Genomic DNA, 26,053 nt, shown 5'->3' on the forward strand with positions numbered 1-26,053 from the left:
TTTTATTCGCTTATCTCAAAATATTGTTCCTTATTTTAATCTGAATTAAAAATATTATTCTACGTATGCAAGATTATAGGAAATAAATTATATTTTAATTTTATTTTAATGACGCTTTTATAACGTCTATTATACCTAGGAAGTAATCCTTTTTCTGTATCAGGTATGCTACTCTGAGTAATAGGTAGGTAATTTCCTTACTAATATTTCTTCTGCATGCGGGTGTTAATTGATTTATAAAACAGAATACTAAGTTGGTTTCTATGAAAATAATGCCATTCAGTGATGATGTATCCGGAGTTTATTAGCCCCACTTCATGCCGATAGAAAAATAAATTTATAAGTATTTTTTGCAGTAAAATCCTCAGATTCGATTTGACCGATTGCTCTTACAGGATTCAGGAGAATAGTTAGATTTGTCTATTAGCCTGAAAAGCGGTCGATGTGGTGATGTAATGAACAGGCAGGAGTCCTATATTAAAATAGTACAGTAACTTGCTTTGGATTGTGTTCATTAACCATCAATAGCATGAAAATACGTACAGCTGGTCTTCTGTTTTTATTCCTATCAATTACATTCGCGAATGCCCAGCAACCCATTCATCTTATTCCACAACCTGTTGATATACAGGTACAACGGGGCAGTTTTTCCATTACAAAATCGGCTTCTATAAGTTATAATAAACCTCAGGCTCAGGCTGTTGCCGACATGACGGCACAAAAACTGAATATGCCGACAGGATTTGGAATAAGAGCACAAGCGGGCAAAAAAGGGGCTATTCGGTTCGATTTGAATGACACCCCAGATTCGAAGCTCGGTAAAGAAGGGTATACACTCGATGCATCTTCGAAAGGAATTATCATAACGGCCAATGAGCCAGCCGGGCTGTTTTATGGTATGCAGTCACTTCTCCAGTTATTGCCCAAAGAGATTGAAAGCAAGACCGCAACCACTGCAACCTGGACCATACCGGCTGTTCGTATCACCGATTATCCACGATTTGCCTGGCGGGGAATTATGCTGGATGTGAGCCGTCACTTCTTTTCAAAGGAAGACGTCAAAAAGTACATCGATCAATTGGCCAGGCTGAAATACAATACGTTTCACTGGCACCTGACCGATGATAACGGCTGGCGAATCGAGATAAAATCGTTGCCAAAACTTACCGAAGTGGGTGCCTGGCGGGTACAACGGGCAGGTCATTTTGGGAATCGACTCGATCCAAAACCTGGTGAAACGGCATCTTATGGCGGATTTTACACACAAGAGGATATCAAAGAAATTATCAAATTTGCACAGGACCGTAACGTTACGATAGTTCCCGAAATCGATGTTCCCGGCCATAGCATGGCCGCTTTGGCCGCTTATCCGGAATTGAGTTGCACCAAAGCGACTGTCAGCGTAAACCCTGGAACCGCCTTTTCGGAGTGGTACGGCAACGGCACATTCAAGATGCTGGTCGAGAACACACTGAACCCATCGGATGAGAAAGTCTATGAATTTCTCGACAAGGTTTTTACCGAAGTTGCCGCGCTTTTCCCGAATCCATACATTCACGTTGGTGGTGATGAGTGCTACAAAGGATATTGGGCGCAGGACCCTGGCTGTCAGGCTTTAATGAAGCAGTTGAATATTCGGCATGTCGAGGATTTACAGGGCTATTTTATGAACCGTGTCGAGAAAATTCTAAAGGCAAAGGGTAAAAAATTGCTTGGTTGGGACGAAATCCTGGAGGGTGGTATTTCGCCGGAAGCAACGGTCATGAGCTGGCGGGGTGTTAAAGGGGGCATCGAAGCCGCGCACATGGGCCACGATGTTGTGATGACACCAACCACGTTTGCGTATATCGACTACCAGCAGAGTGATATTGATCCACCGATCTACGCTAGCCTGCGAACAAAGAAAAGCTATAGTTTCGAGCCGGTTCCGGATGGTGTAGATGCGAAACACATTCTGGGTGGTCAGGCAAACCTATGGACTGAGCAGGTTCCTAATCTTCGCTATGCCGAGTATATGAGCTACCCGCGTAGCTGGGCGCTGGCCGATGTATACTGGTCGCCAAAAGAGATAAAAAACTGGGAGACATTTGTGCCCCGGATGGAAACGCATTTTGATCGGGCCGATGTAGCACAGATCAATTATTCGCGTGCCGTTTATGACGCCATCATTAAGACAAGCCTGAAGAACGGTAAACTGGTGCTGGAACTGGATAGCGAAGTACCCAACCTCGATATTTTTTACAGCATCGACGATACCATGCCGGATGCGTTTTCAACGAAATATAGCCAGCCCGTCGAGCTACCCGATGGCCCTATCACGCTTCGAGTGATCACTTATCGGGCAGGAAAGCCAATCGGACATTTGATTATCCTTTCGCGGGATGCCTTGCAGAAGCGAGCTGGGCGTTAAATCGATGCATCGTGAGCCAACGTATGTATAAGCACGTTGGCTCACCGCTTATTGGTGAAGCTCAGTACGCCTATTGCTGTATGTGAGCATCCGGAAATCGTTTCGGGTATTCCTGAAAATTAATGTAATTGATCCAGTGAAGTAAAATAATGCCTGATAATCAGTTGATTATGTGATATTTTGGCTATTTTCTATTGGCTAAATATGGTAGTACAAAGCCAAATAATTTTGTAAACTTGTGAAAAATACAGCGATGGAAAGCACACAAATCGATATACAAAGCCGACTGCTGGCTGATTGTCAGGAATTCCTTGAGGTCACGGATAAGCTTTCAGAAGACCAGTTTAAGTGGCAGGTCGATGGTAAATGGTCGGTGGCAGAGGTAATGCAGCATTTGTATTTATCGGCCCGGCCAGTAGCTCGATTAATGACCGGACCACGGGAAGTATTCAGCCAATGGGGGCAGGCAGAAATGCCATCCAGATCGTACGAAACAATTGCCGCTATCTATCAGAAAGCGCTAACACTACGGCGACAGGCACCCCCGTCCATGTCTCCCCGGCCCGAAGATATGCAGGTTGAGAAATCTGTAATCATCGATCGATTTTCTGGCATTTATCAGGCATTGACTGAAGCCACCAATGGCTGGTCAGACGATGATCTCGATTTGTTGCTGATACCGCACCCATTACTTGGTTACCTGACTGTTCGGGAGATGCTGTTCTTCACCAGCACCCATACGCAACACCATCTACGATTATTACCGAAGCTGTAAGGATCTTACCGGGCCAGCCGGAGTCCACGATTACCGACCTGACCAAAATAATAATTGACGCCAAATTTTAGTCGGCCGCCCTTACCACGCCCAACAGTAGGGTCGAACTTGTTATAATAGTTTCCTTCATAACTGACCTCGGCCCCTAACCGGTGCAGAATCCAGAACATAACGCCTAGCTCAAGGCCGACGCTGGTATAGGTAGCTTTCGTTCCAGCCGGAATATTTTCCGAAAATTCGCGTCCACCATTCAAACTGGCTCCAATAAAACTGCTTATCCGGGTTCGAAAGGGGTAATATCGGACAAACAGACCTGCCTGACGAGCATGGTATTTATTGCCAACGAGCCGGTCATAGTCATAGCGCAAACCACCCACAAAACCCGGCTGAAAGAAGTACCCTAAACGAGCGTTGATATCGGTGTAGACCTTACCGCTAGTGGCACCAAAGCCGACCCCACCGCCTACAAAAACATTTCCCGGCTGGAACCAGCTCAGTTGATTGTTTTGCATGTAATTGCGGGATTTTTCAATTTCTTCGTCTAGCTTATCTTCTACCTGACTGGCTTTTTGCCGGGCATCCTGCCGGGTTTTTTCATCAATAAGCGGCTTCGAACGGCCTGTCGAATCGGCATTATTCTGAGCATGGGCAGCTAACGACAGGCAAGTTAGCAACGCTGCGGTTGTTAGTAAATTTTTCATCGTCGTTGAGTTAATACACGTTGTTTATAGAACGTTGACTTAGTAAACTGTAAACAGGAAATAAGGTTTGTTTGATTTAAGGCGCTTTCCTGGTAGGGCTTTTGCCTAGAGCCGTGCCACGGTTACTACTGATGCGCAAACAAACCATGACACGGCTCTAGGCAAAAGTATTTCTTGGGTATATACAATAAAAAAAGCTCCCTTGCGTAAACAAGGGAGCTTTTTCTGGGAAAGAGACAAAAACAGAAATTTATTTCTGCAACTGATTAATGAGCGTATCTACCTGCTCAATCGACACAGCCGGGAAATTGGCTATCCGAATTTGTGACTCTTTGAATTTCCCATATCCCGTTCCGACGACCATGCCAGCCTGTTTTACATTTGAAATGACATCGGCAGATGGCTTCTGGGTTGTGGCTACAATAACCGTTTGCGACCGATGCCGGTCCTGTTTAACAAACGGTGAATAAGCATCCGAAGCATCCAGAAATTTATAGAGCATTCGGGCCTTTTCTTCGGTTTGTTTGCGGATGGTATCGATGCCGATTTTATTGAAATCTTCGGCTATTTTCCCCAGCAAATAGATGAACAGTACATTCGGTGTCGCGGGTGTTTCAAATGTTTTATAATGGCTCCAGAGTGTTGGCAGCGTGTTGTGCGCACCAACCGTGAGATTCTCATATTTCTGGAGACGTTCTGCTTTGTCCAGGCAGGCCTGGCTGGCGATCCACACACCCAGACCAGCAGGCATACCGAACGCTTTTTGTACCGAGAAAAAGGCAGAGTCGATCACACTGAAGTCCAGATCAGGATACGGAGCCGACGAAACCATATCGACAACCACCAATTTCTTCGAATACTTGCGCTTCAGTTTATGAATATCTCCGGTGCGCATCTGTACCCCCGACGATGTTTCGTTATGCGTCAGACAAATCAGTTCGGCGTATTCAGGCACCTCAACATCGGCATAATCAAATCCTTCGCCAAATGGCTTTTCGTGCAAATGAGCGAACTTATGCAGCGAATTTGCGTAATCGTAAAATTTCCGGGAAAACGAACCATTGACGAGGTGAAAGCTCTCGTGTTCAACGCAGTTAAACAAAACGCGTTCCCAAACTTCGGAGGCCGATCCGGTAAAGAAAATACCGTGCGTGTCAGGAATAGTCAACAGCGTGCGCAACTGTTGGTCGGTGAACTTATAGATGTCCCGAAATTTTTGGCTTCGGTGCGAAATCGATCCAATCTGCTCATCCATTGCGGTTTGCAAATGCTGATAAAGCGTTGGGTATAACTCGGCCGGACCGGGAGTAAAGTACGTTTGTTTCATTCTCAACAGAGTGAATGAGCAAACGAGTGAACGAGTAAATAAATGGGCAACCGACGTTAACCCGCTCATTCACTCATTCACTCATTCGCTCTTTAATAGAGCAGCCGGAATTTAATGGTCTGGTCGATTTGCTTCAATTCTTCGACCACTTCGTCAGCGTATTCTTTGGCAACATCGGTAATTACATAGCCGATCAGCTCATTAGTTTTGAGGTATTGACCATGAATATTGATGTGGTACTTGGCAAAAATGTTGTTCATTTGGGCCAGAATGCCGGGTACGTTGGCATGAATGTGCAGGAGCCGGTGCGAACCCTTCAGTAGAGGCAGTTGAAGCTCTGGGAAGTTGACGCTGCCGTAGGTGCTGCCATTATTGATGTATTCGAGCAACTTACCCGGAACGAAGTTGCCAATATTCTCCTGTGCTTCTTCGGTACTGCCGCCAATGTGGGGAGTCAGAATGACATTGGGCTGGTTACGCAACGCATTGATAAACTCTTCGTTATTGGTTTTCGGCTCATGCGGGAACACATCGACTCCAACACCAGCAACTTTTCCCCGTTCGATGGCATCGACCAGCGCCGGAATATCGACGATATGCCCACGTGACAGATTCAGGAAGATAACCCCGTTTTTCATTAACCCGAATTCGCGGTAGCTAATCAGATTTTTGTTCTCTTTCCGGCCGTCGGTATGCAGCGAAATAATGTCGGCAATAGCCAGCAATTCATCCAGTGATTTGCACTTGCGGGCATTACCAAGGGCAAGTTTGTCGACGACATCGTAGAAGTACACTTCCATGCCCAGCGCTTCGGCCACCACAGAAAGCTGGGTGCCGATGTTGCCGTAACCAACAAGTCCCAGTTTTTTACCCCGTACTTCAAAGCTGTTCTTGGCTGATTTGTCCCATACACCCTTATGCATCGAATTGCTCTTGGGTACGATGTTTCGGATGAGCATAATGATCTCACCGATAGCCAGTTCAACGACGGAGCGGGTGTTGCTGTAAGGAGCATTGAAAACGGCGATACCGCGGTCGGTGCAGGCGGTCAGGTCAATCTGGTTGGTGCCGATACAGAACGCACCAATCGTCATGAGTTTATTCGCATTTTCCAGCACGCGCTGCGTCACCATAGTTTTGGAGCGAATCCCCAGAATCGATACATCGCGAATGGCCTCGATCAACTCATCTTCATCAAGAGCCCCTTTTCGGATTTCGACGTTAAAGCCTTCCTGTTCGAACAGCTTCACCGCCACTGGATGCACATTTTCAAGCAGCAGAACCTTAATCCGGCTTTTTGGGTATGACTGGCTACGACTCAAGTGATTATGGTAGAGAAATTCGTCGAGAGAAGGCGCAATGTGATCGGCTTTCGCGACCACGCTCGGCCGCAACACATTTTCCGTGAAGGCGTAGAATCGATTGGCCAGCCCGGCTGCCCGGATTTCATAATCGGTATACCCATCGCCAATAACGTAAACTTCACCGTCGAGGTTTAGATTCCGGATCACCTGCGATTTTCCTCCATTGGCCGACAGTGGATTGGCGCGGTCAAAACCAACGATACTGCCCGTTTCATCGAACACGAATGTATTGGCAAATACATTATCTGGCAGCACGCCCAATGACGTAACAATAGGAACGATAAACTCCCTGAACCCATTTGACACAACATAAATAGTTTCGGCGTTTTCGCTAAGAAACTGTTTGTTGCGCTGAAACGAATCAGAAATTTTGCCCATCAGCGTTTCAATCAGGGCAGGAAGATGGTCGCGGTGTGCTTTCAGCAGGTTCAGTCGGAGTTCCAGCGATTCGGTGAATGAAATTTCACCCGACATACCCCGATCGGTAATGGCTTTGATCTGATCCAGAACATCGTCGCGGTCAGGGCGGCCAATGAGCGAAATCTCGCCCAGCACGTCCAGGGCTTCAACTTTCGTAAAGGTGCTGTCGAAATCAATAATGTAATACGTCTGTTCGATTGGTTTGGTGAGCATGGGTGAGAAAGTCGCTATCGGAGCGACTCGTTGATCTGCTTATGGTTGTATCGTATTCGTTTCTGTTAAAAATTTAACCGCCCGTTCTTCCGACCAGTAGGTGCCGTTGATGCCATTCGCGAGCGATGGAAATCCACAATGACCGCCCTGTTCAGGAAACTCCATCCATACGGCGGGGAGTTCCCGCGCCAGCTCTTCCGGAAAACATTCGGGTGATAAAAATGGGTCATTTTTTGCATTGACAATCAGCGTTGGAATCGCAATGTTCGGTATAAACTGGAGCGAACTGCTTCGGGTATAATAATCGGTTACGTCCCGAAAACCATTCTGTGGAGCCGTAAACAGGTTGTCGAACTCCCGAATCGTTCGGACTTTGCTGATAACGTCCGTTGAAAAAACACCCGGCATGACCGCAGCTTTTTGTAACACTTTTCGTTTTAGCGTTCGATTAAACCGATAATTATAAACCAGACTATCCCATTGTTCGAGCCTGCGGGCCGAACCCATCAGATCGACAGGAACCGAAAACACAACAGCTTTCCGGATGGCCGGATGTATCGTTGCGCCTTGTTCACCGAGATATTTTAAGGTAACGTTTCCTCCTGCGCTGAAACCCATCAAACAAATTGTCTGATAGCCTTTCGAGAGGGCGTATTGTATGATGAAGTGAAGATCTCCCGTTTCTCCGATGTGGTAAAAACGCTGTTGGCGGTTCAATTCGCCACTGCACGAGCGGTAATGCCAGGCCAGACAATCGAAACCATGCTGAGTCAGATGGCGTACCATTCCGGCTAAGTACTGACTCGTTGAGTTACCTTCCAAGCCATGGGACAGAATAACCAGACAGTTTGCAGGTTGCCGTGAGGAGACTCCAGTAGCTGACTGGGTAGACTCGCTGCCGGCGGCTGCCTGCTGGCTGTTGACTGAAAAGGCCCAGTCCATATCCAGAAAATCATCATCCGGCGTTTCGATCCGTTCGCGGTCGTAAGAAACCGTAACCTTGCGAAATAGCGAGGGGATAATAGTTTGCAGGTGTCCGTTCCATAAACGGGCAGGTGGCTGGTAACTCGACGGCGCAATCAGCGGCATTACAACACGCGGGTGATTGAAGCCGCAAAGGTAAGGAAAACGATGACGCGTAATGCCTTTTATTTTGAAACTATCATTTTTCGGGCTAGCATACCGTAATCGGTTTCAAGGCGGTATACGTAAAGTCCAGGAGGAATATCCTGCATCGAAGCCGTAATGGTATGTTGACCGGCCTGAAAAGTGCCTTCAGCAAGCATTTTAATCGGTTGGCCGCTTAGATTAAATAAGCGTAGCGCTGCTGCTGCTGATTTGGGCAAGCTGAAGGTAATCTGTGCTGACTGGCTAACCGGATTAGGAGCATGACTGAGGTCGAACGGTATAGCTGGGGCCAGATCTTCCGTAGCCGTAATCACAAACGGGTCCGATACGTTCGAACAACCACCGATCGTAACACGTACGGAGTAGCTACCAGCTCCAGGTTTTATGCTTTGGGTCGTAGCATTCGGAATCAGTGCCCCTTTCAAAAGCCATTGGTTGCCGGTTGCACTGCTCGACGTAAGACCATTGGGGCCGAGTGTAATGGTCGGTTTGGGGGGAGTGCTACCGGTAGCGACAGTAACGTCAGCGGATAAGACACTGTTGCAGCCGCTGGCATTTCGCACCGATACGGTGTATTGGCCCGCCAGTGTCGTACTGATACTGGCTGTTGACTGCGCTAGAGGAATCCCATTCTGATACCAGAAGTAGAGGCTGTTGCCAGCCGGGGCCGTCAGCGTGAGCGACGAACCTGGGCAGATGGTCAGGCTACCACTGGCCGTAATCGTTGGTTTCGGAGGCAGTGTGGTACAGTTAACATTTGTCTTAAGCTGGGCCAGTACAGTGGCTCTGCTACCAGTTGCCAGAGCAAAAGGCTTGCCCATATAGGTTGCAGCCCCTTCGCGGACACTCACCGCCGTTTGCCCCTCTGCCCGTCTTGCCATGTAGTCGAAGTAGGACATTTCTTCCGCTGTCAGGACCTGTTCCGACATCAGAATTGTGGCCGATTTAAACTGTTTCTGGCTTTGGGCCGCGGTAGGTGTACGGACACCTGTTATGGCCAGTAAGTCAGAAATCTGGTAGCTGTTGAAGGCCAATTTTGGGAAGATCGTGCCACTGGTAATGGTCGTGTTAATGGTCTGATCTTTGAAAATCAGGGCTGGCGTTTTCACGTCGGTAGCTGGTATCAAACCCATCAGGTACAGCTCCCACTGATTGAAGTCCAGGCCGCCAGCCGTAGGATTTCGGTCGATCCGATAGCCAGTAGGTACTTCGGTAAACGTATACGGAAACAGGCTACCTTCACTCGATCCGGGGATGCTGAGCCCCATGACACCGGCGGCCAGATTGGATACCGGCCAGTGTGGAACGCCCTCTTTCAGGAACGTATTCGATAAATAATTAATCCACTGATGGCCCATTTCATGCACGTAGCCATTGCTGGCTCCATCAAACAGACTGGGTACCGGAAAGACATTATAGCCCAGCAAACGGCCTTTACTGCCAAACTGAGATGTATTATTGAAAAGCGTCAGGCCAATACCCTGAACAGTACTGGTAATATTGTTGTGAAAACGATTGCCTGCATAACCCGGAACCAGAACATAGTTTATAAAGTCGAACTCATCGGCGTGGTATTTATAAAATGTCTGATTGGCGCTTAATTTCTGGTTGTCGGTTGGTGCCTGGATGGTAGAAGGAACAACTACATTGAAGATGTAGTCGGTGTATTGCGTCGTATTATCAATCTTTTTGGGTTGTATTAGCGGCATCGCTGTTGTCAGGAGGTTGATCGATGTGGTGACCTGAACGACCTGTTTACCGCTTTCCAATACCCGCGTATAGCCGACAAACGGATCGGTCCAACTGCCTTTAGGGGGTGCGATAACGGCCGAATAGATACCGTCATTCGCTAGTTTATCGCCGTTAGTGCCTTTATCGTTAAGGGGTTGGGTAGCCTGCGTTGCGTCCAGATAAAGGTTTACAGCTGAGGGGGTGCCCGTAATGACAACTTCAATCAACACATTTTGCGTGCTGTTCTGCCTGACTACCGATGGCGTAAACGCATATCGAATGGCATCGGTAGCGGTTGGTTTCTGGCTTTTCTGTACGAGCATACCGAGGTCATTGAAGCAACTCGGAGGGGGAGCCTGGCCGTAACCGATCATCCGAATGGCAAGAAGTAACCCGATTAAAATTCGTAGCGGTTTTGTCATAATAAGCCCCTGCCATTTTATAGAAACCTGGGGTGAAGATCCAAATTAATGAAAGAACATAAAAAGAGCTATGGGCTCAGCTTTCTCCTGACTTATTTCGTAAACGGTGTTTATGCGACAATAAACGTATACTCGTCTATTAATCAGTAAAATAGCCGCTAACTCCGTGCCAAATTAATAAGCTGGTAACGAAAAGGATAGACGGAAACTAAAAATGGCCACTTACTGAGTGGCCATTTTTAAATATAAACTTTATAGGGCTAGTTCTTTCTCGGTCACAATCGTCAGAACTTCAGGATCTTTAAGCCTCGTCGCTAATCCGAGAGTCTTCGGAACCTCATAATGAAAGAAGAATTTCATGGTGTGAATCTTCCCTTCAAAAAAGGCCAGATCATCTCCCTGTGGATTCTGAGTTAATAAGGCTTGCCTCGCTACGATCGCTTGTTTTAGCCATTGCCAGGCCACAACAATGATACCAAATAATTCAAGGAAAAGGGTTGCATCGGACAGATACCGTTCAGTATCGCCCTTTATGGCGTAAGGCATCAGGCTCATGACTACGTCCTGTGTCCGCTTAAGTTCAGCGCTGAGCTGATCGGCATAAGGCTTGAGATCGTCGTAGGCGCTGGCTTCGGCAATGGTCCTGCTCATTTCGGCAAAGAGCAATTGCGGAGCCTTGCCGCCTTTTGTTGTCATTTTACGACCCAGTAAATCCTGCGCCTGAATGCCGGTTGTTCCTTCGTAAATCGGCGTAATCCGGATATCACGGTAGAGCTGTTCGACCGGGAAATCTTCTGTGAAACCGTAACCACCAAACGTTTGTAAACTCTGGCTTACCGACTGAACCCCCATTTCAGACGGATAGCTTTTAGCTACCGGCATCAGCAGATCGAGTAACAGAAAGGCGTTTTCTTTCTCTTCGCCCTCAAGTACATGACTTAGGTCGTATAGTTTAGCCACCTGGACCAGTAAAGCAAGTGCCCCTTCAGTAACCGCCTTCTGAAACAGGAGCATCCGACGAACGTCCGGGTGATTAATAATTGGTGTCTGGGGCGCGTCTAATAGATTTTTCTCGTTCAGTCGACGACTTTGTGGTCGTTCTTTGGCATATTGCAAAGCCTCGTAATAGGCTGCTGTCGCAATAGCTGCGGCTGTCATGCCAACCCCAATCCGGGCCTCATTCATCATCTGGAACATATAAGGCAAGCCGTGATGTGGTTCACCGACAAGATAGCCTATCGTGTTATCGTTAGACCCCATCGTCAGGTGCATTGCCGGAACGCCCTTCTGGCCCATTTTATGGTAAACACCCGTCGATACGACATCATTATCTACAAAACCACTGGGCGAATCGCTGGCGGGCCTATACTTTGGTACGACGAACAACGAAATGCCTTTCGTGCCTTTGGGAGCGCCGTCAATACGGGCCAGCATAAGATGAACAATGTTGTCGGCTGCGTCGTGGTCGCCAGCCGAGATGAATACTTTCTGGCCCTTAATCTTATAGGTGCCGTCGGGTAGGGGAGTCGCCGAAGTCGTTACATCCGATAGCGATGAACCTGCCTGTGGTTCAGTCAGGGCCATCGTTCCCTGCCAGGTGCCGCCCAGCATGTTCGGTACGTAAAACGCATTCAGCTCGGGGTTTCCAAAGGAGGTAATCAGGTGAGCTGCACCCGAGGAAAGGCCAGCATACATCATCCCGTTATTGGCCGCCATCAGAATGAAACCAACCAGTGAATTAACCATTTCGGGAAGCTGCTGACCGCCGTGGTCGAATGAGAAACCAGCCCCAATCAGACCTGCATCGCCCATCGCTTTCAGGAACTCTTTAATTTTGGGATGAACAGTTACCCGTCCGTTTTTGAGTTCTGGCTGGTTTTTGTCGATTTCCTTCAGATAGGGGTGCATCAGCGTGTCGGCAATGTAGGTGGCCGAATCGAGCACCAGATTGAATGTTTCGCGGTCGTGAGCGCTGAAATAGTCGTATTGAGTAAGTTCTTCAGCTTTAAATACGTCGTGGAGCAGGAACTGGAGATTGCGTTTGCTGAAATATGTTGTTGCCATGTCAGGAATAGTCTGGGTACAAATTTTGGTATGCTTGCATACGGCCAGTCAGTAAAAATACAGGTTTACTAGATACATCTCTATAAACTGGAAAGGTCATTTTTGGCTCTCAGCAAGTGAAACAGTAAGCAAAACGCTAAAAAATAGTAAGCGTTAGCTCCTGTCAGCCATTCACTCGATAAATTTAGAAACATCTTTCGGAGATTTCTCCCGGTTTCAGCTCCTTCATGACCGATTTACCCACCGATACCAAAAGCCGGTTAACCCGTCAGAACCGCTTTAGGTACACGGTGTATTTGTGGAAGGCAAGCCCAACGTGAGTCAGTACAAAAACCGGGAGGGTAACACTCAAATACACTTTGGCGCACAAGGTGCGCGGCATCGAATTAGTGAGTGCCGATGTGTCCGAAAATATACCAGCTCCAACAGCGAAACTATTACTGGATTTATCGTCTCAACCTGTGTTAGAAGCTATAGCGGAAACCGGCGCGGATGATTTACCGTTTTAATGATAGAGTCTGAAAAAGACTGTATTTTCGTCAGACTTTTGGATAGACTTTGCCCATGATTTACCACCAGACTTGACACTAGACACCTATGTTTGACAATCCCGTTCAGGAAGCCCGGCGCTATATTGAGAATGCCCGGCAAACCTTAAGTCGATCGGCTCAAAAAGATGGCCGTTACTATTCTGACAAGAAGTATGTCAAGACCGCCGGGCACCAGGCTTATACGGGTGTGTTGCTGGCGTTGGATGCCGTTACGCCCAAACCAAAGAAAGGCCGTAAGACGGAAGAATTTTACCGGGCTGAAATAACCAAAATGGACAAGAAGCTCTTACGCTCCTTCAATGTGGCGTATGAGAACCTGCATATGTTTATGGGCTACGACGGAGCCACTGACGTCAGTGTTGCCGAAAGTGGTCTGCGGGAAGCCGAAACGATTATCGATTGGGTCGCGAATCGGTTGAGTTAAGCAATCAATGTTTGCTAAATCAACAAGCCCGTTCAGCAATGGACGGGCTTATTGATTTGTTTACCAGACAATTACTGTCAAAATGCTACCGTTTAGTTATTTCGCTAACCGGTTTTAGGAAGATCTTAAACTCCCTAGTACTTTACAACTTATAAAAAAGTTAGCCAAGCAAATTATCGGCCTATAAATAGCTGATAAATTGAGCTTTATCGTTGCAAGTGATTGCGTACAAAACGATGTTTGGTAGAATGTTCAAGTAGAAAAAGACGCGTGTTTATCAGCGTCTCGGCGATAGATTGCGACAGGGCGGTTTGGTATCGTTGGGCAGTTTCCGGCAGGCGAACGCTCTGATTCGTCAGGATTCAGTTAGTTAAAGTGTATACTCTTATTCTTCTTTTTATGAAACTACCTTCACGACGTTCGTTCCTAAAACAAGGCGCCACCACCTGCGCCCTTTCGCCCTTTGTGGTCGCAGAACTACCATCGTCTGCTCTGGATGATGAATTTTCACTCAAAGAGGTCCACTTACTTCAAGGTATGAGTGGCTGGGAGTATAAATCGCTTTGGGGAAATTTGAAAGGAATTACAGAAAAGGAAGCCGACTGGAAGCCCAATCCTGAATCAAATTCTGTGCGGTGGGTAGTGGGACATCTGTGCTGGTTTGAAGAATGGGTGGCCGATGCCATAGAAAACAAAGGCCGTTACCTGACTGATAAAAAGCCTGTGTCAATTGTAGAGCCGACTATGGAAGCGATGAAAGCGCGGTTTGATGCGGCCAAAGCCCGCTCAACACGGCTGATCGAAGGCTTGACTGCGGAGACGTGGACTCGGAAAGTTATTTTCGTTGGTCGTGTTGAGGTACCTATTTTTAATTTGATTCAGTCCCTTGTTTCGCATACAGCTGGACACCGGTATCAGGTTCGGTATATTCGCGGAACGTATAGCCGGGTTTTCCACATCACCAATAAAGCTGATTTCGATCCCTGGTGAGCCTTTTGGACTCGTGCCGTGTCACGGCGACAGATTACACATTCCGAAGGCAGCGTGCTTTGGGCTCGTCCGTTAGTTTCCTACCGACAAAGCAAACGCTCTGTAAAACAGGCGGATTTCGACACCAGGTGATTAGTTAAAAGAGGAGGTATTCTATGAAAGATCTCGTTAAATGCGTTGGTGCTTTGTTTCTCACTTTAATCTTCGCCGGACACAGTTGGGGGCAGGTCAAACCTTATACGGCTTCGTTTATCGGAACCATGGGACCCGATACAGTTTTTGTGGAAACCTACAATATCATCAACAACCACCTTTACGGTAAAGTACTATTCCGGATGTTTGAAAACCACGTTGGTGTGTTCAACGTGCATTTTTATCCGGACGGTACCATCCGGGAATTTAACATGATGGCGATGGACCCTATCAATAGTTCATTACCTTATGAAGCTAAAGTAGCCTGGAGATTCCCCTACAACCGTACGATGATTTGCGCCGATGACACCTGTACGATTTTAGTTTCCAGACGAGATAGCCCACAGGAAGTCGTTGTTAAGCAAGCTACCAGCAGCATGGATTTTTATGGTGGCACCAATCCGCTATTCTCCCTGATTGAATGGAATTGCATGCGGCTGGCTAAATCCGGCAAACAAGTACTCGGACCGCTTACTATGACCAATACCAGTGCAGTAAGTACCATTAGCGTTCGTTATACCGGAGAGAACGCCATGGTTTTTGGAGGGCCATTTATTGAATATACAAAAATCAAGGTAGACGCAACCGGTAGAATTATAAACACAGATGGTACAGGTACTGCCTATAATTTTCTGGTGACGAAGCATGCACCTATTGATATTGACCAATTAGCTAAACGAATGGTCAGAACGATTGGCATTGGAGATCCTTCGCCCAGAGATACCGTGGCAGCAAGCATTCAGAAAAGTACCATAAGTATTGACTACAGCAGGCCATCCAGGCGAGGACGAAAAATCTTTGGCGGTGTGGTGCCGTATGATTCGGTATGGCGTACGGGGGCAAGTAATGCCACTGTTTTAAGCCTACAACATCCCATTCAGATTGGAAAAACAGTACTCCCCGCCGGAAAATATAGTCTTTACACCATACCTGGTCCTCAGTCGTGGCAGTTAATCTTCAATACAAACACAACTAAATGGCCTACTGACCCTGATAGGAGCAAGGATTTCGCCCAGGTTGCTCTGTTAGTGAAAAGTCTGGACACGCCCAAAGATCAGTTTACAATTGAGATCCAGGAAACCAAAACAGGTGGAACGCTTAAGTTTCAATGGGATGACAAAGAGGCTTATACTGACTTTAAAATAATCAGGAATTAGCGTTTACCTGTCACTGGAAGATCAAGCCCCATAAACAGCAAGCCCGTTCAGCAATGGACGGGCTTGCTGTTTATGGGGCAGTAAACCCCTACCCAGGACCAATAAACGGGCGTTTATCATTGTACGGTTTGAAGCTATTGCTTTAAAATACCGTTGAAAAGAACAATTTGCCGTTCCAGTTTGTCAGACGAGGAGCTCTCCGTAATAAGATTGAGCGATAGCCTTTTGAGAAAATCGACTATTTTCATGAATGCTTTATTAGAGCCAATTAATAAGATTACGTATAAGTTTTTTTTAGCGTAAATTTTTTTGAAAAACAGCAAGCAAATAAAAGGTACTAATAGTCAGTAGTTTAGATGCTATTAGCCGTATGTAGAAGCAGGGAAGGGAGTCGTATAGCTTTCAGAAATGGATGTAGGAAAAATACAGTTCTCTCCTTATTCTTTACATTATTCGCCAAAAACTATCGTTTACTTTGTAGCGTATATGACACAAACAAACAACCAAATCAATTTCACCATCATGAAAAATCTGATTGCAGTCTTTAGTCTCCTGTTTGCCATGGTATCACTGGCGCAGGCACAGGACAAAAAGCCGCCAGTAAGTCCGAAGGTAACTGTAGAAAGCCCTGATAAGAATATCAAAATTGTTTATGGCCAGCCTTCTAAAAAAGGCCGGGTTATTTTCGGGCCAGAAGGATCGGCTAGTCTGGAGAAATTTGGTAAAGTTTGGCGCACTGGTGCCAACGAAGCTACGGAAATTACATTTAAAAGCGATGTAATGTTCGGTGACAAAATGGTGAAGGCAGGTACCTACACGCTATTTACCATTCCCGGTGAAAAAGAGTGGAGCGTTCTGTTGAATAGCACGCTGGGACAGTGGGGTGCTTACGACTACGAAAAAATCAAAGGTAATGATGTGGCAATGATAAAGGTACCCGTATCGATGGCTAAATCACCCATCGAAAAACTGACCATTACGCCCTCTAACAGCAGCATTGCCATTGCCTGGGATAACATGACAATTTCGGTGCCAGTAATGAAACACGGCTCGTAAGTTTGACAGTAGTAAATCAGCAAGCTGGTAATTTTCCAGATAAGGAATTCCCGGCTTGCTTAGTTTACCTTGAATCCCTGATTAGCCCGACCTCCGATTTAAGGGGGCGGGCTAACTTTTTTTGAGTAATTAATGGGTAAATTCCACCTTTTTTAGCGTGTATCGGGTCTATCTTGCAACAAACGCATTAAAATTTGCGTAAAAAGTTAACAGACAATAGATTAAGTGCGTTATTTGGGGTAATAAAACCAGCTATATTGAATGATGAAACGCTACTTTGTTTTTTTGCTTGTAGTATTGGCCAACATGCCTGCTTTGGGGCAGGAATTGGCCGACTACTACCAAATTCCAGACCAGCGTCATCAATATGACCGGTTGCTGGCGCGCTATGGTGGTGCATATACCCGCGATCGCTGGTATGTTTCCCTGAACGGTTTTGTCCGCACAGACCGTGCTAAACTCGACAACTCATTTAATGACCTGATCGGAAGCAATCGGGTAACAAAATTGGGATGGAGTGCGCTCATTGGCTGGGCGTATCGGGAGCGGTGGGCTGTAGAAGCGGGTTATGTTAGTTCGCCTACTCATACCGAAGTGCTTGTTAATAGTGGTGTATATCCGTATACCTTCCGATTTTCCAATGACAAACAGGGGCTTGTACTACGGGGTAAACGGATGATCCTGTCAACCAGTGGGCCCTGGAACAGATCAGGATTCTGGCTGACGGGCGGGTTATGGGTAACTCCGAACAGCAATCAGGATAAGGGTAAGTTTGCGCTTTCGGGGTATGGCTATCGAGATTGGCGAAGAGAGAAGTTAGATACGCTCCGATTAAGTGGTCAGACAGTGACGAGCGCGGTTCCAACAGCCATGGCCGAACTCGGCGTAGAATACAACATTCGACTGAACAATCAATTCGATATGGGCTTTTCGGTGCGTAAGCTCTGGGGTTTAGGAAGCTCAATTAAAACGGACGTTACGTACAACATTAACGGACGGGAAGCGCACCATGCGCAATTCGATGGAACGGGCAGCGGTATGACCTATGGGTTAACCCTGCGTTATACCTTTGCGCTCCGGCAGACATTGTCGAATGTTCTTGATATTCAGGGCAAGAGGCCGTCAGGAAGGAGTAAAATAACACCGTTTAAAGAACAGATTAAGTATTAGTCTATCGGGATTAGGGGTTGATCTTCAGGTGGTTACTGTTGGAAATAATGAAATTTTTTGCGCAAAAAAATTTGCGAAATAAAAAAATACTTTCCACCTTTGCCTATGAACTTAGTCGACTGATCCGTCAGGCAGTTATTTACACTCATGAATAAGCAAGCATCCCAACCGGCTCTCTCCCTTGAAACACCTGTTTCCCGGTTCCGAATGCGCACCATGTCGATGCCGACGATGGGTTGCTGTTGTTGAGGTTAAGTTCTTCTTCTTTTGCAAATGCCGTTAGCGAACGGCAAACAACTAACCCATTAAATGCTTACCCGCTGTCTATTCTGACTAAGGGATGTAATCGACTCACTGATTTGTCGTGACTCGTTACAAAAAAACAAGTAATTCATTTACATTATTATCCTATTTAATATATAGGATAAATATTATAAAGAACAATCACTTCGATTAAATACGACATAAACGCAACTACTCATGACACTTGAATTTCAAAATGAACTCGGCGATTTCCGCACATTCACCACAAAGCCTCGCCAAAAGAATGTTGATATTCAACCGTTAAAGACAGGTGATACAGCTCCATTTTTCAGTCTGGCGGGCGGTTCGGGCGATTGGCGGGCCTCCATCTTCAATTATCCGAAATCAGGATCCGGTCAATCAGTATCGCTTTTGGATTTAGTGGCTGAAAAGCCGGTAGTCATAAGCTTTTATTGCCCATGCTGGGGGCGTTATGCTGGCCCCTATCTGGATTCGCTGATTCGCCTGAACGATGCCCTTCAGCAAGTTGGCGCTGAATTAGTGGTTCTCTCCATCGAATCGCCAAAAGTGCTCGCCAAGCAGGGTAAAAATCTGGATTTCCTGTTTGCTCATGATGCTGATCAACAAGTGTCGCGTCAATTCGGGGTGTACAACGAAGACAGCCCGGTTTGGGATCGGGTATCGGGCATTTCCGATGAAGCCTTTATTCCGGCCGTGTATGTGGTCGGTCCAGATCGGCAGATCGAATACCATTTCCTGGATGAAAACTTCGATACACCAATCGACATCGATACGATTGTTTCGCATGTATGGGCACTGAGCCCGGTTGATGCTGACTTTATCGATAAGCCGGTTGGCCGGCAGAATGTGTATGCGCAGGGATTTTTCGCGCTTTGGCTGCTGGGCTTTCTGGCTGCTGCCGGTTCACAATTCATCAATCCCTAAAAACACGTTTTATGAAACGCAATCAGGTCGCCAAAACGGTATTCCTCACAGCACTCACCAGCACCAGCCTTTTCGCTCAAACACCAGCTCCATTACGTGAAGGCGTATGGCGGGGTGTTTTTCAGGCTGGTCAGGAAACCATTCCGTTCAATTTTGAGGTGAAAGCCGGGAATTCGGTGGCGACAACCAAGCTTTATCTGCTTAATGCCCGTGAGCGTGAAGAATTGACCGACCTGACGCAACAGGGAGACTCGGTTTTCGTTCCGATCCCGCTGTATGACGCTACACTCCGTTTTAAACGAGAAGGAGCGGATAAACTGACGGGGGTATACCGTAGTAACTCAAGTGGCCGTGACCTTCCGCTAGCGGCTGAATATGGCAAAACCTACCGGTTTGAACCGGGTGTGACTCCTACCGTTAAATTGTCGGGGAAATGGGATGTCAATATTGAGCGGGCACCCGGTGATGTCAATAAAACGGTTGGTATATTCGAACAGAATGGTAGCCGCGTTACGGGTACTATTCTAACCGTAACGGGCGATTATAGATATCTGGACGGTCAGGTCTCGGGAAACGAGTTTGTACTGTCTTCGTTTAGTGGCTCGTCGCCGTCCGTTTTTCGGGGGAAATTTACTGACGAGGGTAAATTCACCGGCGAATTCCGTTACGTGCGGGGAGGTTTTACGGCAACAGGAGTAAAAAACGAAAAAGCCGCTTTGCCGGATCTATATTCTTTGACGAATCTTAAGCCGGGTTACTCCAAACTTGATTTTACCTTTCCTGACCTGAATGGTAAATCTGTTTCGCTCAATGATCCGAAGTACAAAGATAAAGTCGTGATCGTAACAATTTTAGGTAGCTGGTGTCCAAACTGTATTGATGAAACCGCTTTTCTGGCGCCCTGGTACAAAGCCAACCGAAAGCGGGGAGTTGAAATAATCGGTCTGGCCTTCGAGCGAAAAAATGATCTGACGTTTGCCAAAACAGCCTTAAGCCGACTGCTTAAGCGGTACGATGTTCAGTACGATATTTTGTTTGCTGGAATAGCGGATAAGAAAGTGGCCTCCGAATCGCTCCCGGCGCTGAATAAAGTACTCGCTTTCCCAACCACCATTATCATTGATAAAAAAGGTAATGTTAGCCAGATTCATACGGGTTATACGGGTCCGGCTACAGGTGCCTATTACGATGAATATGTGCAGGAGTTCAATAGTCACATCAACCAGTTGCTTGGCGACACCCCTGCTCCTCAAGCATCCCGGCAAACGGTCAAGTAATCCAGTTTCGTGAATTGACCTTTTTTCAGATTGTGTCGCCTGCCCATTTTTTGACGAAAGGAAATGCTAGTAAAAATCATGATTAACAGTAAAGTAAGAAAGACGGTATCCGAATTCGATGGACTACCGTTTGCCGAGCAGGCAGCAATTATCTGGCAGAAAGGCCAACCGGTTGCTACCCGGCATTTACCCGATTTTCGGCTACACTTATACGCCGTCGACCATTTTTTTGTTGAAATGTGGGTTTGTCGACGTCGATTCATAGTTACACTGTTCCGCCCAATAACGGATACCGACGATTTACTGCCTTACGTAAATCTTGGATTGCCAGTTCAGAACAGTATGTGTTGAATACCTGGCAGTTGGCCTATCGTGACTGAAGGATTAGCTAAAAAACGCTATGGCGTATAAATCTAGATACTGAGATGCTGTGGGTATAGAATCAGGGTTATTCGCCTTATCTTTAAATCCCGTTAGGCTGTGTGTTTGAGGGCATTTATTAGTCCTGAATTGTCGAAAACACAACGTTCTGACGAACTGATTTAACAACCTAAAAAACGCATGAAAAAGCAATTCAGCATTCTCCTCTTTTTTACCCTAAGTTCCCTGTTGAGCAACGCACAGACTCAACCCAAAACCGTTGGCCCCGAAAAAGGTGCACTCGTCATTGTAGGGGGCGGCAGCATGGCTCCCGAACTCTGGAGCCGTTTCGTTGAATTAGCGGGTGGACCCGCCAATGCCAACATCGTTATCGTGCCTACGGCAGGCGAAGATTCTTCAGCTACCAAAGCGCCCCGAGAAACTGAAAGACTCCAGAGCCTGGGCGTGAAAAACATAACCATTCTGCATACCCGTGATCCGAAGGTTGCCAATCAGGAATCGTTCGTTGCTCCTTTGAAAAAAGCAACGGGGGTCTGGTTCGTAGGTGGTCGTCACTGGCGGTTAACCGATTCCTATCTGAACACGTTGGCGCATAAGGAATTCAATGCTGTACTGAGCCGGGGTGGTGTCATTGGTGGTACATCGGCCGGGGCGACCATTCAGGGATCATTCATGGTGCGGGGTGACACAAAAGGGAACTCAATCATGATCGGTGATCACACAGAGGGTCTCGATTTCATTCATAATGTGACTATCGATCAGCATGTTCTGCGCCGGAATCGCCAGTTTGACCTCATTGATGTCATTAAAGCGCGGCCCGAACTGTTAGGTGTCGGCATTGACGAAGGGACCGCTATTGTCGTTCAGAAAAATACGTTTGAGGTGATGGGCGCATCGTATGTTGCTGTCTACACCGCCGACCAGATTGCCAATAATGCCAAATACCCATCGGGTCAGAACAGCACAGGTGGTCCGTTTTTTTTCCTGGGTAAAGGACAGAAGTTCGATTTGCAGACGCGTAAGGTACTGAACCAGCAGCCCCCGCGACCGAACGAACCCGCTAAATAAGTCGATTTATTGAATGCATCGCTTCTGATTTACTCAACACTTACATTTACCTATCAACCCCTTAACAAACCAATAACGCAAGATGAAATTTGAAACACTTCAACTGCACGCCGGTCAACAGATCGACCCGGCAACCAATGCCCGTGCGGTCCCCATTTATCAAACGACTTCCTATGCCTTTAACAGCACCGAACACGGCGCTAATCTGTTTGCGCTGAAAGAGTTTGGCAACATCTATACGCGCATCATGAACCCGACAGGCGATGTCTTTGAGAAGCGCATAGCAGCTCTGGAAGGGGGCGTCGCAGCTCTGGCCGTTGCGTCGGGTCATGCGGCTCAGTTTATTGCCATCAACAACATTACGACGGTTGGCGACAATTTCGTAACCACGACGTATCTGTACGGCGGATCGTATAACCAGTTCAAGAATTCCTTCAAAAACATTGGCGTTGAAGCCCGCTTTGCCGACGGCGACAAGGTCGAAAGCTTTGAACGACTGATTGATGAACGGACCAAGTTCCTGTATCTGGAAACCATCGGAAACCCTGGCTTCAACGTTCCCGACTTTGACGCCTTTGCGCAGCTGGCCGAAAAGTATGACCTCCCTTTGATCGTTGACAATACCTTCGGAGCAGCCGGTGCAATTTGTAAACCCTTCGACTACGGTGCTCATATTATTGTCGAATCGGCTACGAAGTGGATTGGCGGACATGGGACGACCATTGGGGGTGTTATTGTCGATTCAGGTAAGTACAATTGGGGGAACGGTAAATACCCGCAATTCACGCAGCCATCGCCGAGTTATCATGGTCTTGTCTTGAACGATGTGTTCGGTGTAGGCGGCCCATTCGGCAATATCCAGTTCATTATCCGGGCCAGAGTGGAAGGCTTACGGGATTGGGGTCCATCGCAAGGGCCGTTTAATTCGTTTTTGCTGTTGCAGGGCCTGGAAACACTCACGCTGCGTATTGAACGGACATCCGAAAATGCGCTGGCACTGGCTCAGTGGCTTGAGCGGCATCCAGAGGTAGCGTCCGTTAATTACCTGGGCTTGGAAAGTAGTCCCTATCACGAATTAGCCAAAAAATACCTGCAACGAGGTTTCGGTGGTGTCCTTTCCTTTGAACTGAAAGGGGATAAAGCCCGTGCTGAAAAATTTGTAAACAGCCTGAAACTGATAAGCCACCTGGCCAATGTCGGCGATTCGAAAACCCTGATCATTCACCCCGCTTCAACTACGCACTCTCAATTGAACGAAGAAGAGCAATCGGGAGCCGGTGTTGCGCCTACGGGCCTGCGGGTTTCACTCGGTATCGAACACATTGACGATATCAAAGAAGACATCGAACAGGCAATTGCCCAGCTATAACCAGAATACGGTTTACGGGAGCCAGAATACTAGAGTCAGGCTCCCGTAAACCAAAAACAAAGTTCAATTTTGAGTAAGCCAGATTATGATGCCGTTGTGGTTGGCTCTGGACCGAATGGCCTGAGTGCTGCGATTACGTTGCAACAAGCCGGTCTATCGGTACTGGTGCTGGAAGCCAAAGCCGAAATTGGGGGCGGATTGCGTTCGGCAGAACTGACATTGCCTGGCTTTATGCATGATATTTGCTCGGCAGTTCATCCATTGGCGGCAGGTTCCCCGTTTTTTCAGAGCCTTCCGTTGGCTGAACATGGGCTGGAGTTTATTTACCCGCCTTTGTCAGCTGCGCACCCCTTCGACGACGGAACCGCTGCCTCACTACGACCGTCGGTTAGCGAAACAGCTCGTACACTGGGTATCGATGAGCGGGCCTATCTGGATTTGCTGGAACCACTGGTGCGCCATTGGCCAACAATGGCTGCGGATGTGCTGGGGCCGTTACGCTTTCCAAAGCATCCATTCGACATGGCTCAATTTGGTTTGGATGCGTTGCCATCGGCAGTGCAATTGGTTAAACGGTTCAAGACAAAAGAAGCCCGTGGTTTGTTTGCCGGAATGGCGGCCCATGCCATTCAGCCGTTATCGAATCTGACAACGTCGGCCATTGCACTGGTCCTGATGACGGCGGGGCACCTGCGGGGCTGGCCAGTTCCTAAGGGTGGTTCACGGGCTATTGCCAATGCGTTGGCGTCGTATTTTCGGTCGATTGGCGGCAAAATTGAGACGAATACGCCGGTTCAGTCAATGAGTCAGTTACCGTCGGCGAAGGTCGCCGTGTTTGATGTAACACCAAAACAATTGCTTGGTATAGCGGGTGATCGATTCGCTTCCGGAACCGCAAACCGGCTGTATCGCTGGCAATTAGAGAACTATCGATACGGCATGGGCGTGTTTAAAGTCGATTGGGCGCTGGATGGGCCAATTCCGTTTACGGCTCCGGAATGCCGACAGGCTGGAACAGTTCACCTGGGCAGTACATTCGAAGAAATCGCTGAAGCAGAACGGCTTACGTCGCAGGGGCAGCACCCGGATCGACCCTATGTGTTGCTAGCGCAGCAAAGTCTATTTGACTCGACACGTGCACCGGAAGGGAAACATACAGCCTGGGCATACTGCCACGTCCCAAATGGCTCGACGGTCGACCGAACAGACGCTATTGAACGTCAGATCGAGCGGTACGCGCCCGGTTTTCGGGACCAAATTCTGGCGCGACATACCATGAACACGGCCCAGTTGGAGATGTATAACCCAAATTACGTAGGGGGCGACATCAACGGCGGCATCATTGACATCCGTCAGTTGTATACCCGGCCCGTTGTTACCCTGTCGCCTTACCGGACATCGGCTCCCGGCATATACATCTGCTCATCGTCTACGCCACCCGGTGGCGGGGTACATGGCATGTGCGGGTATCATGCGGCCCGGGTTGCCCTACGCGAAGGATTTGCTCTGCCCGTAACGGTGTCACTTGCCACAGGTTAAAGTGAAATTCTAACCATGCAGAAGACTGTAGTCTATTTTTCTTAGCCTGGTGATTTATAAACTATTAAATCTATAGAACTTATTAGTTTTTGGGTTTTCTGAAAAATTCACAGACCATACCCGTTAAACGCACTTTTCATTTGTTCAAGCCTACTCGTTTGTATTATGTTGACAGCAAATAAAGTTTCGGAAATAACCACAAGCGATTTTCTCACGGAGCAGCAGATTTCGTTTTTCAACAAAAGCGGCTATCTACACATCAAGGGTTTCGTTAGTCGCCAGGATGTGCAGCTTTTTCTGGCCGAAATGAAGCGTATCGAAGCCCATTTCATTGCCGAAAACGTGGATAAAATAAATGGAACCCCCATCAAATATGGGAACGACGAAACTGGTCGGCGTATCGTACAGCGTTTCGCCTTTTCGTCGTTGTTTAGCCCGGTTCTGCATGAATTTCTACAGGATAGCCGCTTTCTGAATCTGACGCATCTGTTACAACCCTACGAAGGACGTATCGGTGAAGAAGAAAAGGACGGTCTGGTGATCAATCATTATGTACGAACGCCGGAGAGTAATTTCTCCCGCATGGGCTGGCATACCGATAGCCCGCGCGATCTGTTTCTGGGACAACGTATTCGGCCAATGCTCAACGTAGGCCTGCACCTAGACGACTGCCCGATGACAAACGGTGGTCTGCGCGTTTTGCCCGGTACCCACAAACAGAGCACTTTATTGACCCTGTTCCGCAAGCGGCAGTTTGTCGACCACCGACCTGATCCGCGTGAAGTTGGATTTGATATTGAAGCAGGCGATCTCACGATTCATAATGGTAGTTTATGGCATCGGGTGCAGCAGTCGCCCCACGTCGGCGCGTTGAGCCGTCGCCGGGTAATGTATATTCCGCTTGTTACAGGCGAATATCAGCGGAAAACGGCAGCTAGTAAGACTCCATTTTACCACCGGTTGGCCAGTAAAGTTATTGGGTAAAAGCGGATAATTCGCAGGCTGAATGAACAGTTGGCTAATTGAGCTCGCTTTAAATATAGACGCCTTTCGTCCTGTCAACGCAAGAAGTTACGGGGCGAAAGGCGTCTATTTTGCCTGTCTACTGCGGTTCG

The 26,053-nt window shown here is 47.5% G+C and carries 20 protein-coding genes; 14 read left to right on the top strand and 6 right to left on the bottom strand.

From position 1 onward, the window contains the following. Window positions 1-529: 529 nt before the first annotated feature. Entirely contained in the window at window positions 530-2,410 is a 1,881-nt protein-coding gene (locus tag G8759_RS12810) for a beta-N-acetylhexosaminidase (protein WP_167208517.1), read from the top strand. A 238-nt stretch (window positions 2,411-2,648) separates the two neighbouring features. Next, the gene (locus tag G8759_RS12815) at window positions 2,649-3,185 is read left to right on the top strand and encodes a DinB family protein (RefSeq protein ID WP_232074235.1); all 537 of its coding nucleotides are present in this window, start codon (window positions 2,649-2,651) and stop codon (window positions 3,183-3,185) included. A 5-nt stretch (window positions 3,186-3,190) separates the two neighbouring features. Here G8759_RS12815 and G8759_RS12820 read toward each other — a convergent pair whose 3' ends face one another. From G8759_RS12820 to G8759_RS12845, 6 genes are all read right to left on the bottom strand, one after another. Beyond that, window positions 3,191-3,886, bottom strand: a complete 696-nt coding sequence (locus G8759_RS12820) for a hypothetical protein (RefSeq protein WP_167208519.1) — start codon at window positions 3,884-3,886, stop codon at window positions 3,191-3,193. 250 nt (window positions 3,887-4,136) lie between these two features. Beyond that, window positions 4,137-5,213 (bottom strand): aminotransferase class V-fold PLP-dependent enzyme, encoded by a 1,077-nt coding sequence (locus tag G8759_RS12825; RefSeq protein ID WP_167208521.1) that lies wholly within the window; start codon window positions 5,211-5,213, stop codon window positions 4,137-4,139. Between the two features lie 92 nt (window positions 5,214-5,305). Further along, entirely contained in the window at window positions 5,306-7,210 is a 1,905-nt protein-coding gene (serA, locus tag G8759_RS12830) for a phosphoglycerate dehydrogenase (protein ID WP_167208523.1), read from the bottom strand. 39 nt (window positions 7,211-7,249) lie between these two features. Next, window positions 7,250-8,299: a YheT family hydrolase gene (locus G8759_RS12835; RefSeq protein WP_167208525.1), complete on the bottom strand. Its 1,050-nt coding sequence runs from the start codon at window positions 8,297-8,299 to the stop codon at window positions 7,250-7,252. Window positions 8,300-8,358: 59 nt separating this feature from the next. Further along, the gene (locus G8759_RS12840; RefSeq protein ID WP_167208526.1) at window positions 8,359-10,491 is read right to left on the bottom strand and encodes a T9SS type A sorting domain-containing protein; all 2,133 of its coding nucleotides are present in this window, start codon (window positions 10,489-10,491) and stop codon (window positions 8,359-8,361) included. Window positions 10,492-10,743: 252 nt separating this feature from the next. Then, window positions 10,744-12,555, bottom strand: coding sequence for an acyl-CoA dehydrogenase (locus G8759_RS12845; protein WP_167208528.1), 1,812 nt, complete (start codon window positions 12,553-12,555; stop codon window positions 10,744-10,746). A 597-nt stretch (window positions 12,556-13,152) separates the two neighbouring features. Between G8759_RS12845 and G8759_RS12850 the strand changes: the two genes are divergently transcribed. From G8759_RS12850 to G8759_RS12905, 12 genes are all read left to right on the top strand, one after another. Beyond that, window positions 13,153-13,530: a DUF5618 family protein gene (locus G8759_RS12850; protein ID WP_167208530.1), complete on the top strand. Its 378-nt coding sequence runs from the start codon at window positions 13,153-13,155 to the stop codon at window positions 13,528-13,530. A 399-nt stretch (window positions 13,531-13,929) separates the two neighbouring features. Then, window positions 13,930-14,520 (top strand): DinB family protein, encoded by a 591-nt coding sequence (locus tag G8759_RS12855; protein ID WP_167208532.1) that lies wholly within the window; start codon window positions 13,930-13,932, stop codon window positions 14,518-14,520. A 155-nt stretch (window positions 14,521-14,675) separates the two neighbouring features. After that, window positions 14,676-15,869, top strand: a complete 1,194-nt coding sequence (locus G8759_RS12860) for a DUF2911 domain-containing protein (RefSeq protein ID WP_167208534.1) — start codon at window positions 14,676-14,678, stop codon at window positions 15,867-15,869. A gap of 522 nt (window positions 15,870-16,391) precedes the next feature. Beyond that, a complete protein-coding gene (locus G8759_RS12865) occupies window positions 16,392-16,925 on the top strand; it encodes a DUF2911 domain-containing protein (RefSeq protein ID WP_167208536.1) in 534 nt (177 codons plus the stop codon). Window positions 16,926-17,186: 261 nt separating this feature from the next. Next, window positions 17,187-18,095: a hypothetical protein gene (locus G8759_RS12870; RefSeq protein ID WP_167208538.1), complete on the top strand. Its 909-nt coding sequence runs from the start codon at window positions 17,187-17,189 to the stop codon at window positions 18,093-18,095. Between the two features lie 480 nt (window positions 18,096-18,575). Next, the gene (locus G8759_RS12875) at window positions 18,576-19,304 is read left to right on the top strand and encodes a redoxin domain-containing protein (protein WP_167208540.1); all 729 of its coding nucleotides are present in this window, start codon (window positions 18,576-18,578) and stop codon (window positions 19,302-19,304) included. 11 nt (window positions 19,305-19,315) lie between these two features. Beyond that, complete coding sequence (locus G8759_RS12880) at window positions 19,316-20,581, top strand: peroxiredoxin family protein (protein ID WP_167208542.1); 1,266 nt, start codon at window positions 19,316-19,318, stop codon at window positions 20,579-20,581. A gap of 78 nt (window positions 20,582-20,659) precedes the next feature. Further along, a complete protein-coding gene (locus G8759_RS12885) occupies window positions 20,660-20,932 on the top strand; it encodes a hypothetical protein (RefSeq protein ID WP_167208544.1) in 273 nt (90 codons plus the stop codon). A gap of 210 nt (window positions 20,933-21,142) precedes the next feature. Then, window positions 21,143-22,030: a cyanophycinase gene (locus tag G8759_RS12890; RefSeq protein WP_167208546.1), complete on the top strand. Its 888-nt coding sequence runs from the start codon at window positions 21,143-21,145 to the stop codon at window positions 22,028-22,030. A gap of 82 nt (window positions 22,031-22,112) precedes the next feature. Next, window positions 22,113-23,399 (top strand): O-acetylhomoserine aminocarboxypropyltransferase/cysteine synthase family protein, encoded by a 1,287-nt coding sequence (locus G8759_RS12895; RefSeq protein WP_167208549.1) that lies wholly within the window; start codon window positions 22,113-22,115, stop codon window positions 23,397-23,399. Between the two features lie 69 nt (window positions 23,400-23,468). After that, complete coding sequence (locus tag G8759_RS12900; RefSeq protein ID WP_167208551.1) at window positions 23,469-24,938, top strand: phytoene desaturase family protein; 1,470 nt, start codon at window positions 23,469-23,471, stop codon at window positions 24,936-24,938. 165 nt (window positions 24,939-25,103) lie between these two features. Further along, on the top strand, window positions 25,104-25,922 hold the full coding sequence (locus G8759_RS12905; protein ID WP_167208553.1) for a phytanoyl-CoA dioxygenase family protein: 819 nt from the start codon (window positions 25,104-25,106) through the stop codon (window positions 25,920-25,922). Window positions 25,923-26,053: the final 131 nt, after the last annotated feature.

The organism is Spirosoma aureum (genome assembly GCF_011604685.1).
In the GTDB taxonomy this organism is placed as follows: Bacteria; Bacteroidota; Bacteroidia; order Cytophagales; family Spirosomataceae; genus Spirosoma; species Spirosoma aureum.

Coding starts and splice junctions, on each gene's coding strand:
- G8759_RS12870 (WP_167208538.1), top strand. CDS start 17,187: ATGATGAAACGCTACTTTGTTTTTTTGCTTGTAGTATTGGCCAACATG.
- G8759_RS12840 (WP_167208526.1), bottom strand. CDS start 10,491: ATGACAAAACCGCTACGAATTTTAATCGGGTTACTTCTTGCCATTCGG.
- G8759_RS12845 (WP_167208528.1), bottom strand. CDS start 12,555: ATGGCAACAACATATTTCAGCAAACGCAATCTCCAGTTCCTGCTCCAC.
- G8759_RS12875 (WP_167208540.1), top strand. CDS start 18,576: ATGACACTTGAATTTCAAAATGAACTCGGCGATTTCCGCACATTCACC.
- G8759_RS12855 (WP_167208532.1), top strand. CDS start 13,930: ATGAAACTACCTTCACGACGTTCGTTCCTAAAACAAGGCGCCACCACC.
- G8759_RS12865 (WP_167208536.1), top strand. CDS start 16,392: ATGAAAAATCTGATTGCAGTCTTTAGTCTCCTGTTTGCCATGGTATCA.
- G8759_RS12860 (WP_167208534.1), top strand. CDS start 14,676: ATGAAAGATCTCGTTAAATGCGTTGGTGCTTTGTTTCTCACTTTAATC.
- G8759_RS12880 (WP_167208542.1), top strand. CDS start 19,316: ATGAAACGCAATCAGGTCGCCAAAACGGTATTCCTCACAGCACTCACC.
- G8759_RS12820 (WP_167208519.1), bottom strand. CDS start 3,886: ATGAAAAATTTACTAACAACCGCAGCGTTGCTAACTTGCCTGTCGTTA.
- G8759_RS12835 (WP_167208525.1), bottom strand. CDS start 8,299: ATGCCGCTGATTGCGCCGTCGAGTTACCAGCCACCTGCCCGTTTATGG.
- serA (WP_167208523.1), bottom strand. CDS start 7,210: ATGCTCACCAAACCAATCGAACAGACGTATTACATTATTGATTTCGAC.
- G8759_RS12890 (WP_167208546.1), top strand. CDS start 21,143: ATGAAAAAGCAATTCAGCATTCTCCTCTTTTTTACCCTAAGTTCCCTG.
- G8759_RS12825 (WP_167208521.1), bottom strand. CDS start 5,213: ATGAAACAAACGTACTTTACTCCCGGTCCGGCCGAGTTATACCCAACG.
- G8759_RS12850 (WP_167208530.1), top strand. CDS start 13,153: ATGTTTGACAATCCCGTTCAGGAAGCCCGGCGCTATATTGAGAATGCC.
- G8759_RS12885 (WP_167208544.1), top strand. CDS start 20,660: ATGATTAACAGTAAAGTAAGAAAGACGGTATCCGAATTCGATGGACTA.
- G8759_RS12905 (WP_167208553.1), top strand. CDS start 25,104: ATGTTGACAGCAAATAAAGTTTCGGAAATAACCACAAGCGATTTTCTC.
- G8759_RS12895 (WP_167208549.1), top strand. CDS start 22,113: ATGAAATTTGAAACACTTCAACTGCACGCCGGTCAACAGATCGACCCG.
- G8759_RS12810 (WP_167208517.1), top strand. CDS start 530: ATGAAAATACGTACAGCTGGTCTTCTGTTTTTATTCCTATCAATTACA.